This window comes from Acinetobacter sp. YH12105 (genome assembly GCF_013419095.1).
GTDB classification, from domain to species: Bacteria; Pseudomonadota; Gammaproteobacteria; order Pseudomonadales; family Moraxellaceae; genus Acinetobacter; species Acinetobacter pseudolwoffii.
In genome coordinates, this window is the sequence record NZ_VPAU01000010.1 from 111273 (window position 1) to 123106 (window position 11834).

Sequence of the window (11834 nt, forward strand, 5' to 3'; positions counted from 1 at the left end):
AACAAAAAATAGTCAATATAGGAGATTTATTATACATTCATTATAATAGTTGGTGATAATATCAGACTTAAAAGCGATTATCTGAAGAACCCTTCAATGTGGGTTGAAGAGCCTTAGCTTAATCGCTTTGAAATGCTTATTGGAGAGATGCTTATGTATAAAGAGCCTAATAGAAATTCAGGTCTATACTTAAGGTAACATAGCCAAATAAGTAGATGGGTTTTTACGTTGACCGTCTTTTACAACTTCATAATGCAAGTGTGGACCGGTACAGCGGCCAGTACAGCCAACGTTGGCAATATGATCACCTGCCTGTACCTGTTCTCCCACACGTGCAATAAGACGTGAAGCATGAGCATAACGTGTTAAATAGCCATTGCCATGATTGATTTCAACATATTGACCATAACCCGTACCCCAACCTGATTTGGTTACAATACCTGGGCCTGTGGCATAAATTGGTGTACCACTTGGCGCTGCAAGATCAAGACCTGAGTGATTTTCAGCACGGCCACCCATGGTACGACCACCGTAATTTGAACTTACGCGAGAATTGGGTAAGGGATGAGCGATCAGCCAGGAATAAGCACTATTTGCAGCAGCTCGATTAGATGAGGTATTTGCATACTTCTGTGCCAGCGTGCGATTGTTAAGCTCAACTGGCTTTTCACGTAGCTGGACATTCAATTTGGTTTGCGCTGGAATATCGATATCATCTGGATGAGTATATGCACCCTGTGCCAGAGTACGCGTCAATTGCTCGATACGATCTGTTGAACCATTTTCTTGATTTAGATTGACTAAATCTGCAAACGCTACCGAAGCAGCTGAAACTGATAAAGAAAATGCCAACAAAATACGTCGCATATGCATAAAAAACCTCTCTAAACTGCTTTAATCGAGTTCCTTGAAGATCTCTATCCTTGATATCCACTAAAAGAAGCGCATAAGATTAAGACATAAACATGTAGGAATTATGTATGTCGGAACCTGTCAACGTTTTTCAACAAACCAGAAAACAGATAAAAACAGGAAACTTTTCGTTTCTCTCATCACAAGTTGCTGCCTGGCAGAAACTTACGAAACTCGTACAACCGCTATTGCCCCAACCGGAACGCTGGCAAGTTGTGTGCTATCAAAATGGTGTGTTAACGATTACCGGTGAAAACCAGGCCATGATCAGTCAATTGGCCTATCTTCAAAAGCAATACATTTCACAACTCTCTCAAATAAATGAATTAACAGATCTTACAAAACTTCAAGTTTGTTTGCGGAATCCTTCACAAACGCAACCTGTTGCAGCAACACCTGAAAGAGCCTTAAATGCAGAAACACAGGAATTACTTCGTGGTGCAGCTGACTTTATAAGCGAGCCTAAGCTTAGCCAAGCTTTGCTACGTTTGGCAAGCAATAAAAAGTAACATAGCAATCAAATGTAATAAATTAGAAAAGCAGTATTATGCGACACATGTCACACTATTGACGCAATAACTAAAACATAAAGACACAAACACAATGACTTATGTCACATTCACATACATGATTGGACAATTGGCCTCGTCATCAAATGTTACAATTTCATAGCAGCTTGGATCACTTTTCACATTGCGCAACAGCTGATTATTCAAAGCATGTCCAGATTTATAACCATCAAATTTGGCAATGATCTGATGTCCAAGCAGATACAAATCCCCGACTGCATCCAAAATTTTATGGCGTACAAATTCATCAGAGAACCTTAGACCCTCTTCATTCACCACTCCGGTTTCATCCACACCAATGGCATTCTCCAAACTGGCTCCCAGTGCCAGATTATTGGCTTTGAGATAATCCAGATCTTTCATAAAACCAAAGGTACGTGCTTCACTAACCTCATAAACAAAAGTTTCAGTCGAGAAATCGATACTGGCGGACTGATGTTCTTTTTTAAAAGCAGGATGATCAAAATCAATGGTGAAATTCAGCTGGAAGCCATGGTGCGGACTAAAAATGGCACGCTTATCATCAATCAGTGCTTCAACCGGTTTAATAATCTTGACGAATTTTTTCGCAGCATCCAGTTCTTGCAGACCACCTTGCATGAGCAAATAGATAAACGGGCCTGCACTGCCATCCATAATCGGCACTTCCGAGGCAGAGACTTCGATAATCAGGTTATCAATTCCTAAACCGGCAATCGCACTCATGACATGTTCAATCGTACCGACTTTGGCATTTTCCTGAACCAGATTCGAGCACATGAAAGCTTCCTGAATCAGCATCGCATCGGCAGGAATGTCGACCGGCGGATTCAGGTCAATACGACGAAACACAATTCCCCCATCGGCATGGTGCGGCACAAAGTTAATCATGACTTTTTGCCCACTGTGAAGACCGATTCCGCTCGCTTTCACGATACGTTTCAGGGTACGTTGTTTCAACATGCTTCTTTCATCTGTTCATCAATAAAACCGCTATACGTTAGCATATTTGGCCATTGAGAAAAAACAAAAAGGTGGCTTAAAAGCCACCTTTCCTGTGTAATCATGGTAAACACATGATGTTACATGTTATTTACGCTGTTGATTCTTAAGATAATCCTGAATACTCATTGGCGTTGGACGCGGGCTTGAAACTGATGCTGCAGCATTCGCTGGCGTAGCGGTTTCATGCTGTTGGCGCTGAATCGCTGGTACATCATCATCTTCTACCACAGCCTGTGAGGCTGCTGCTGGGCGCGTTGCCTGTACATTGGTACGTTTGGTCGGTTCAACTGAATCCGCTGCATGACGGGTTAAACCCGTTGCAATCACGGTCACACTGATTTCATCACGTGCATCCGGATCAAATACCGTACCGTAGAACACCTGACCTTCATCCAAATCGACAATCTGGTTAACAACATCGGTGATTTCTTCAATTTCACCGAAAGTGACATCATCGCCACCCGTTACGTTAATCAGAATACCTTTGGCATTCATGATGGTTACGTTATCGAGTAATGGGCTACGAATAGCCTGTTCAGCAGCCTGACGGGCACGGTTTTCACCACGGCCTAAACCAACACCCATCATGGCATAACCACGAGTACTCATCGCTGTTTTCAAATCGGCGAAGTCAAGGTTAATATGACCCGGACGTACCACAAGATCAAAAATACTGCGTACCGCATTCAGTAGCACATCATCCGCTTTTTTATAGGCATCTTTCATTGAAATATCACGGAAGACTTTCAATAAACGCTGATTTGGAATGATAATCAATGAGTCGACATGCTGCTCAAGCGCTTCAATGCCTTTTTCCGCAGATTGTAAACGGCGCTTGCCCTCAAAGTTGAATGGCGTCGTCACTACACCAACCGTCAGGATACCCATTTCTTTGGCAATTTCAGCAACCACTGGCGCAGCACCCGTTCCGGTACCACCGCCCATACCCGCAGTGACAAAGACCATATCGGTCCCTTCAAGCTGCTGGCGGATCAGTTCACGGCTTTCTTCTGCTGCAGTCTGACCCACTTGCGGATTGGCACCTGCACCCAGACCACGGGTACTTTGCTCACCCAGCTGAATTTTAAATTCGGCTTCCATGCGATCGAGTGCCTGCTTGTCCGTATTGGCACAAACAAACTTTACGCCCTGGATATCGGACTGCAACATGTGTTGTACAGCATTACCACCCGCACCGCCTACACCAAACACAGTGAAACGGGCTTGACCATTGCTATCGCTATGATCGTCTTCGAAAAATTCAAATGAGGCCATGACCTATAAAATTCCTAATTCATAATTGGCAGTCACTAAGCCCGTACACTGCCTTAATCTTAATAAAATTGTTTTTAAGAATGCTGCTCATGCGTTAACTTGTCAAGTACAAGCCCGATTAACTACATCTTCTCAACAATATTCACAATAAAAATCGACTTAAAAGATTGATTTCAAGGTGTCATTAAAGCCAGACCAAGCCCGCTTGACGCGCTGAGTTAACGATAATCGCTCTACATCATCCTGTTCTACAATCGTGTCTTGAGTATCACTCTGACTAAACATCAGCAAACCCGCGACCGTACTATATTGCGAACGGCGTAGCGCTGCCTGATGCTGTTCATCGGCATACACCTGCGTTGGTGGATTACCCAAATGAGCTGACACACCCAAGGTACGGCGTACAAAACTCACCATACCTTCAATATGACTGGCATCACCGGTCAGGACCACACCATGATACAAGCCCTGGATCGCGCCATTTTTCACCAGTTCATCACGCACCAATCCAAGAATCTCGTCATAACGCGCCATGATAATTTCGGTCAGCTCAATCCGGCTGATGGTTTGTGGCCCATCAATCCCCTGGAACTGAATCATATGGTCAGGCTTAACCACTTTCAGGTCTACACAGCCATACAGCAGTTTCAGGCGTTCAGCTTCTTCGGTCGTGGTCTGTAACACCGCCGCAATATCACGGGTCACATGCTCGCCACCACGCTGGAAGGTATGGGTTAAGGCCAGACGACCATCCACATACACCGCCACATTGGTGGTGCCGGCACCGATATCGACCAGACAGACGCCATATTCTTTTTCATCTTTGAGCAGACTGGCCTCAGCAGTTGCCAGACTTGAGACCACCATTTTTTCCACACCAATATTGGCGCCCTTGAGGGCACGGTCAATATTTTGCATGGTGCTAATCGGCAGCATCATCAGATGATAATGACCAGTCATGCTATGTGCAGACATCCGAATCGGATTCAGCACCCACTCTGATGAGTCATCTAGCTCGAAGCCCAAAGGCACAGCACTGACCAGATAATGGTCTGAAGTCAAATGACTGGCTTTGGCCAACTCCAGTGCACGAACCACTTCGCTGGTGGTAATCGCATGTTCGCTATTGTCGATCGAGGTTCGACCTGAAGCATAAAAGCTTTTTAATTCGGCACTTGGAATAGAAACCCAAGCAGAATGCACCCGACACTCCGCCATATCTTCTGCTTCTTGGACGGCATTTTTAATTGCGGTAATAACTTTATCGAGACTGACAATTTTCCCTTTACTCATGCCTCGGTTACGAGCGGTAGCCATACCAATCACTTGGATATTGTCTGGCGCGTGTACCTTGCCAATCAAAACTGAAACTTTGTGTGTCCCAATGTCAATCGCCACAACCGAGGGAACAGCTTCACTCATTATTCACTACTACCATTACATGTTTGTTAGATTTATGGCTTGAATGCCTCTATTTTTTAAAGCCGATCATTATGGCTTTACTGTTACATTATTCTCAACGCCCGTGTCATCAATGGTTACAATAAAATGCCCATTTACAATTTTAGGCGGAATTGAATTTTTCCACTGTATCGACAATCCATTGCGATAACGCAGGTCGATGGCCGAAATTTTAGACCAGACCGGCTTTAAGTCGCTTTGAGACAGATGGCTCAAGCGCTGTAATTTGCTCATGGTCTGATCTTTATCAACAATTATTCTTAAACCCGAATCAAACTGCATAAACCAGGTCATTCGCTCGGTGAGATAGAGTTCTTTTAGACGAATGCCGTGTGGCAAAAATAACTGATTAATTTCATTATAACGACGCATCATGGTTTCTGCATGGCTCGCTGGCCCATGTAGTAACGGTAATGCCTCATAATTCTTGGGTGTGACTTCGGTGAAAATGACACCACTGTCACTCAATAAACGTCCTGTGCCCCAACGTGCAATCGCATGATGTGGCATGATCCGTACCCGAATGCCATTTGGCCAGGCTCGGGAAACCACCACCCGATCCACCCAGGACAGCTCCAGGGTACGATCGCGGATCGCTTCCAGATCCGAAGTAAAATAGTTTTCGGTCACAACCGGTGACACATATTGCATGACCTGACGCTGTTCAGCAGCCGAGCGCGTACCTAACACGCCCAGCTCTGCCACTTCGGTATTGGTCATGACTTTATATAAGCCCAATATTCCAAAGGCCAGCACCAGCACCGCAATACACAACAATAACCAGCCACCAAAATTGGACAGCTTTTCTTTGCGTGTCGGCGGCTTGTCGTGAATTGAGGTAATCGCAGCACGTTTACGGCGCATGGAAACAGGAAGTTGAGCCATATTTAGTGTGCCGACCCGGTCAGGGTCTGTTCCAGAATCGCAACACACAGGTCATCAAAACTATAACCGACTGCAGCTGCCGCTTTTGGCACCAAAGAATGACTGGTCATGCCCGGTACGGTATTCACTTCCAGCAGCCAGAAGTTGCCCTGTTCATCCTGCATGGCATCAATCCGGCCCCAACCGCTGGCACCGACTGCCTGAAATGCACGCAGACTCAGGGCTTTTAACTGTTGCTCTTCAGCTTCGGTCAAACCACATGGAATGCCATATTGCACATCATTACGGTTATATTTGGCTTCATAATCATAGAAAGCAACATCTTGAGGTGGTTCAAGACGAATCACAGGCAGCGCCTGACCATTTAAAACCACAATGGTGAATTCACGGCCGGTAATCCATTGTTCTGCCATCACCACGGCATCATGTTCAGTTGCCTTGGCAATTGCTTCTGCAAAGTCTTCAATTTTTTCAACCTTGCTCATGCCGATACTGGAACCTTCATGTACCGGTTTGATAATCAAAGGCAGGCCTAAAGAATTGACGATATCAGCCGCATCGGAATCTTTGGTAACAATACGATAAGGCGCTGTCGGCAATTCCGAACCCTGCCAGACCTGCTTGGTCTTGACCTTGTCCATGCCGATTGCAGAGCCTTGTACCCCCGTACCGGTATAGGGCACATTTAGCCATTCCAGTACACCCTGAATCTGACCGTCTTCACCACCACGACCATGCAATACAATGAAAGCACGGTCATAATTTACCAGTTCTGTGACACTACGTTGCTGCGGGTCAAAAGCTTCCGCATTGACCCCTGAACGCACTAATGCCTCAAGTACCGCCGTACCACTGTCTAGAGAAACCTCACGCTCTGCAGATTTACCACCAAGCAACACGGCAACTTTTCCGAATTTTGAAGCATTTGACACGTTTATATCCTTAAACTTTTTTCAATCTGGTCAATTCAATTCAGTCATGCAAGATGACTATTTTATATATAAGTGATTTTGCGCAAGTTCGACTGAGATTGCTCCAACATTACCTGCGCCTTGGGTTAATAACAAGTCATTTGCTTGCAATACTTTTCTCATGATCTGATTCAGATTACCGTCCACCGCATCGACCAGAATTGGCTCAACTTCGCCACGTAAACGAATGCTGCGGGCTAAAGTACGGCTGTCCGCCCCTACAATCGGTTTTTCACCGGCAGGATAAACATCCAATAACAATAACTGGTCTACAGTAGAAAGTACTTCCACAAAATCATCAAAACAGTCACGGGTACGGCTATAACGGTGTGGCTGGAACATCATCACCAGGCGACGATCCGGATGACTCTGACGCGCGGCTTTAATGGTGGCTTCGACTTCTTTTGGATGATGACCATAATCATCCACCAGTTTTACATTACCACCCTCAATTTCAAATTCGCCCTGAACTTCGAAGCGACGGCCTACCCCACTGAAACCTTCCAGTGCACGGCAAATAGAAGCATCAGACACGCCTTCATCGGTCGCGACACCAATCGCAGCCAAGGCATTCAGGACATTATGCAAGCCTGGCTGATTCACGGTTACACGTAATGGCTCACGCTCTTTACGCAATACGGTAAAGTGCGTTTGCATGCCGTCCTGATCGACATCTATCGCGCGAATGTCATTGTCTTCATTAAAACCGTAGGTCAGCACCGGACGTGCAATTCGTGGCATGATTTCACGAATATTGGCATCATCACCACAGACCACGGCCAGGCCATAAAATGGCAGTTTTTGCAGGAACTGGATAAAAGTATCTTTCAGCACATCGAAGCTACCGCCATAGGTATCCATATGGTCGGCATCGATATTGGTCACTACAGCAGCCATAGGTTCCAAGTGCAGGAAAGAGGCATCCGATTCATCGGCTTCTGCCACGATATAACGGCTGGCACCCAGAGCAGCATTCATACCGGTACGGTTCAGCAAACCGCCGATCACATAGGTTGGATCCATGTTTTCTTCTGCCAGCATACAGGTAAGCAGACTGGTGGTCGTGGTTTTGCCATGAGTACCGGCAACCGCAATACCATGACGGTAACGCATCAGCTCACCCAGCATTTCTGCACGGCGAACCACAGGAATACGACTTTCAATCGCGGTTTTAATTTCCGGGTTTTCCTTGTCAATCGCAGTAGACACCACGATCACATTGGCCCCTTTAATATTATTTGCAGTGTGCCCGATATAAACCTTGATCCCATTTTCTTCCAGCTGCGCCGTGGTATTGGATGCCTTGATATCTGAACCGGAAACTTTATAGCCCTGATTTTTCAATACTTCGGCAATACCACACATGCCTGCACCGCCAATGCCCACAAAATGAATGTGTTTGATACGGCGCATTTCCGGCACTTTAATTAATTTTTTCGCTTGTTCAGCTGGGGTTACTGGAGACATAGTTTACTCGAATGATAATTCTTGAATTAAACGGACCACATGTTGAGTCGCATCGGGTTGAGCCTGTCGACGTGCTTTTACCGCCATTTCCATTAATAGCTGGCGATTCAGCATCGGCTCTAATAAGGTTTTTAAAGTTTCCGGGGTCATGCTGACCTGTGGGCAAATCTTTGCCGCATTAATCTTGGCCAGAAAGCCGGCATTGGCAGTCTGGTGATCATCCACCGCACTTGGAAGCGGTACAAAAATTGCAGCCACACCTGCCGTCGCAATTTCAGTCACGGTCAATGCGCCAGCACGACAGATCACCACATCGGCATCACTATAGGCTTTGGCCATATCTTCAATAAACGGCTGTACTTCGACGTGCAGATTTGCCGGAGCATTGGCATAACGTGCACGCGTCGCCTCAGCATGGTTTTGACCACACTGATGATAGACATTTAAAGGCACATTGAACTGTTTTAAGGCTTCAGGCACCCGTTCATTTAAGGCCTGCGCTCCCAAAGATCCACCTACGATTAAAATGCGTAAGGGTAATCCTGCTTTTTCACGCTCCTGATAACGCCAGGACGGATTTAAAATGTCACTAATTTCTTGGCGCACCGGATTGCCCGTGGTCACGATTTTATCCTGTGCGGGAAAGGTGTCCGGAAACGCCTGACACACCGTCTTGGCAACACGCGACAATTGGCTATTGGTAAAACCGGCCACCGCATTCTGCTCATGAACCAGCACCGGAATGCCTAGAATACGCGCAGCCAGACCACCCGGCCCTGCCACATAACCACCAAAGCCGGCTACGGCATCGACTTTTAGCTGCTTCATGTATTTCATGGCACTAAAAGTCGCTGTCATGATTTTAAAAGGCGCCAAGGCCTTACGTACAAAACCATTACCACGCACACCCTGAATATCAATTTGATAAATAGGAATATTCTGATTTTTTAATAAACGATTTTCCATGCCTGCAGGCGTAGCCAGCCAAGACACTTCAATCCCTTGTTGTTGTAAGTTTTTTGCAACGGCTAACGCTGGAAACACATGTCCACCCGTACCTGCGGCCATCATCATGACATGTTTAGGCTGTTTTTGCTGAGCGTCGGTCACGGTCTAATTCTTCAATTTAAAAAAGGGAACAGGAAATCTGATTTAAGTGGTCAATTGTAATCACAATTGTAGGGCCTTGAAAGTTTATTTACTTTATTTCAACAAGGCATTAATTGTTTTTTTCATACGATTTTAAAGTTTAAACTAGTTTTGTTATCAGGCAGGCATTTTTCCTTAGACTTAAGTGACATATAAACACAATTTTAACCCTCTTTCATTTAGTCTTTCCCTCACTGTATTTGTTAGATCTATTTGTTTTCCAGGATTTTCTCAACAATTTCTATTCATTCGCCAGTTTAATTGCTCTATTAACTTATGCCTAAATCATATAAATCTTAATAAAATTTTATGTTATCCATATCGCTATATACATTTTTTTAGCTGTATTAGCACATTGATTGAATGGATTAAATCATTATAAATGTCAAAAATATCAATTCGTGACCTATGGGTTATTTTGGCCGGCTATTTGGCGGCTATTCATGTCGGGAAACTTTCTGCGGTTATTCCCATTTTACAACAGGATTTAGGTCTCAGCTTTACGCAAGCCGGTTTTTCCCTGTCTCTGGTTCAAGGCGCGGGGATGCTGTTTGCCTTGTGTATTGGTGCATTGTCAGAAAAAGTCGGTTTAAAACGCTGCCTGATCTTGGCGTTGATCATTTTAGGCCTCAGCAGTATGGCAGGCCTCTGGATTCAGCATGTCGCGGCGTTGTATTTCTTCCGTTTTACTGAAGGGATCGGATTTTTAACTATCTCCTTATGTGCCCCTGCCATTCTCAAACGTATCAGCCGAGCTGAAACACTCAATTTTAAAATGGGACTCTGGAGTTCCTATATGGGGGTTGGTGTCAGTCTTGCTGTCTTTACCATTCCCATGTTGCTTGAATACCTGAGCTGGCAAAGCATTTGGGCCATTTTAGGGAGTCTCTGTCTGCTCATTGCAGTGATGATTAAACGGTATTTATATCTTGAAGCGGTCACACCGGTACAGCCGAATCACCCGCAAGCCGGCACAGAAAATACCTCCTTCTGGCAAATTATTAAAGTGACCCTGACTCACCCACCGATTTTGTGTTTGGCCATTATTTTTGCCTGTTATACCAGTCAGTGGATAACCGTGACTGGATTCTTGCCTACCCTGTATGTCGAACATGGGATTGACTTAAAAGTCGCAGGGGCTCTGGTCTCGATGGTGGTGCTTGCCAATTTAGGCGGTACCTTTGGCGCAGGTATGTTGCTGCAAGGTGGCTGGAAACCCAAAACCCTGTTAAGCACAGGATTTATCGCCATGCTGTGCAGCAGTTTGCTGGCTTTTGCGGCAAGCTCTTGGCTGTTATTTGAATTACAGCTTGTGAGTGCCGTACTGTTTTCACTCATTGGCGGGATGATTCCGACCACAATTTTTGCGATTACCCTGCGCTATGCACCGCATGCCAATGCCGCAGCCGCCAGTGTCGGTCTGGTTTTACAGGTTTCAGCCTGTGGGCAATTCTTTGTACCTCCTCTGAGTGCAGCACTGGTATCCACGACACAACAATGGGCCCATATCGCGACAGTCACAGCCTGTCTTTCTATCTTAGGAATATTGATGACGCTGCTTTTATTTAAGCGTTATGCTCAATAAAAAAGAGCCTCAGATGAGTAATGCCAGTCAGTTAAGAAATTGACTAGAATTTTCTTTTTTAAATTCATGATCATATTTGACAAGTAGAAAAGTCATCCGCAACTGTTTGAGGCAGGACTAGATTTAAAAATGATTGTTTCTGCGACAAATTTACTAGGGTGTGTCCTCATTTGGCTTTGCACCAAATAAATATACAGGCTATACGAATCATAGATTTATAATTGCGTGCCAGTTTATCAAATCGAGTTGCAATAGCACGGAAATGTTTTAATCTCGAAAATGCATTTTCAACTAAATGTCTTAATTTATATAGATATTTATCAAATTCCTTATTCGATCTCTTACTGTTTGATCTCAATGGAATAATGGAAATCATATTCTTGTTCTTGGCATATATTCTAATGTGCTCAGCATCATACCCCTTATCAGCAATGAGATAAGTTGCCTCGTCTACCGTATCAATCAGTTGTTTTGCAACTTGACTGTCGTGGACGTCACCCTCAGTGATTTTAAAATCAATCGGTAATCCATTCGCGTCGGTTGCAAGATGTATTTTTGTTGTTCGTCCACCGCGTG

11 protein-coding genes are annotated in these 11834 nt (G+C 44.9%); 2 read left to right on the plus strand and 9 right to left on the minus strand.

The window, feature by feature from the left end:
* Nucleotides 1–189 precede the first annotated feature (189 nt).
* Nucleotides 190–873 carry a M23 family metallopeptidase gene (locus FTU44_RS09110; protein ID WP_005173245.1) on the minus strand — a complete coding sequence of 228 codons (684 nt, stop codon included), beginning with the start codon at nt 871–873 and terminating at the stop codon, nt 190–192.
* Nucleotides 874–980: 107 nt separating this feature from the next.
* Here FTU44_RS09110 and FTU44_RS09115 point away from each other — a divergent pair, with 107 nt between their 5' ends.
* A complete protein-coding gene (locus tag FTU44_RS09115) occupies nt 981–1421 on the plus strand; it encodes a DciA family protein (RefSeq protein WP_180050229.1) in 441 nt (146 codons plus the stop codon).
* A gap of 99 nt (nt 1422–1520) precedes the next feature.
* On the opposite strand, the gene lpxC is transcribed toward FTU44_RS09115, so the two are convergent.
* The 7 genes from lpxC to murG form a co-directional block, all read right to left on the minus strand.
* Complete coding sequence (lpxC, locus tag FTU44_RS09120) at nt 1521–2423, minus strand: UDP-3-O-acyl-N-acetylglucosamine deacetylase (RefSeq protein WP_005095032.1); 903 nt, start codon at nt 2421–2423, stop codon at nt 1521–1523.
* 126 nt (nt 2424–2549) lie between these two features.
* A complete protein-coding gene (gene ftsZ, locus FTU44_RS09125; protein ID WP_005095029.1) occupies nt 2550–3740 on the minus strand; it encodes a cell division protein FtsZ in 1191 nt (396 codons plus the stop codon).
* 159 nt (nt 3741–3899) lie between these two features.
* Nucleotides 3900–5162 carry a cell division protein FtsA gene (gene ftsA / locus FTU44_RS09130; protein WP_005173256.1) on the minus strand — a complete coding sequence of 421 codons (1263 nt, stop codon included), beginning with the start codon at nt 5160–5162 and terminating at the stop codon, nt 3900–3902.
* Between the two features lie 69 nt (nt 5163–5231).
* Nucleotides 5232–6086, minus strand: a complete 855-nt coding sequence (locus tag FTU44_RS09135) for a cell division protein FtsQ/DivIB (protein WP_074383860.1) — start codon at nt 6084–6086, stop codon at nt 5232–5234.
* A gap of 2 nt (nt 6087–6088) precedes the next feature.
* Nucleotides 6089–7018: a D-alanine--D-alanine ligase gene (locus tag FTU44_RS09140; protein ID WP_005173261.1), complete on the minus strand. Its 930-nt coding sequence runs from the start codon at nt 7016–7018 to the stop codon at nt 6089–6091.
* Nucleotides 7019–7075: 57 nt separating this feature from the next.
* Complete coding sequence (gene murC, locus FTU44_RS09145) at nt 7076–8524, minus strand: UDP-N-acetylmuramate--L-alanine ligase (RefSeq protein WP_100534532.1); 1449 nt, start codon at nt 8522–8524, stop codon at nt 7076–7078.
* Nucleotides 8525–8527: 3 nt separating this feature from the next.
* Nucleotides 8528–9634, minus strand: coding sequence for an undecaprenyldiphospho-muramoylpentapeptide beta-N-acetylglucosaminyltransferase (murG, locus tag FTU44_RS09150; protein ID WP_180050231.1), 1107 nt, complete (start codon nt 9632–9634; stop codon nt 8528–8530).
* Nucleotides 9635–10055: 421 nt separating this feature from the next.
* On the opposite strand from murG, the gene FTU44_RS09155 reads away from it, so the two are divergent.
* Nucleotides 10056–11258: a CynX/NimT family MFS transporter gene (locus FTU44_RS09155; protein WP_180050233.1), complete on the plus strand. Its 1203-nt coding sequence runs from the start codon at nt 10056–10058 to the stop codon at nt 11256–11258.
* Nucleotides 11259–11424: 166 nt separating this feature from the next.
* On the opposite strand, the gene FTU44_RS09160 is transcribed toward FTU44_RS09155, so the two are convergent.
* Nucleotides 11425–11834: IS5 family transposase (locus FTU44_RS09160; protein ID WP_180050236.1), on the minus strand; the 410-nt coding region annotated here is incomplete at its 5' end.

Excerpts from the sequence above, each read along its gene's own strand:
- FTU44_RS09115 (WP_180050229.1), top strand. The coding sequence starts at position 981 with ATGTCGGAACCTGTCAACGTTTTTCAACAAACCAGAAAACAGATAAAA.
- ftsZ (WP_005095029.1), bottom strand. The coding sequence starts at position 3,740 with ATGGCCTCATTTGAATTTTTCGAAGACGATCATAGCGATAGCAATGGT.
- murC (WP_100534532.1), bottom strand. The coding sequence starts at position 8,524 with ATGTCTCCAGTAACCCCAGCTGAACAAGCGAAAAAATTAATTAAAGTG.
- FTU44_RS09110 (WP_005173245.1), bottom strand. The coding sequence starts at position 873 with ATGCATATGCGACGTATTTTGTTGGCATTTTCTTTATCAGTTTCAGCT.
- ftsA (WP_005173256.1), bottom strand. The coding sequence starts at position 5,162 with ATGAGTGAAGCTGTTCCCTCGGTTGTGGCGATTGACATTGGGACACAC.
- lpxC (WP_005095032.1), bottom strand. The coding sequence starts at position 2,423 with ATGTTGAAACAACGTACCCTGAAACGTATCGTGAAAGCGAGCGGAATC.
- FTU44_RS09155 (WP_180050233.1), top strand. The coding sequence starts at position 10,056 with ATGTCAAAAATATCAATTCGTGACCTATGGGTTATTTTGGCCGGCTAT.
- FTU44_RS09135 (WP_074383860.1), bottom strand. The coding sequence starts at position 6,086 with ATGGCTCAACTTCCTGTTTCCATGCGCCGTAAACGTGCTGCGATTACC.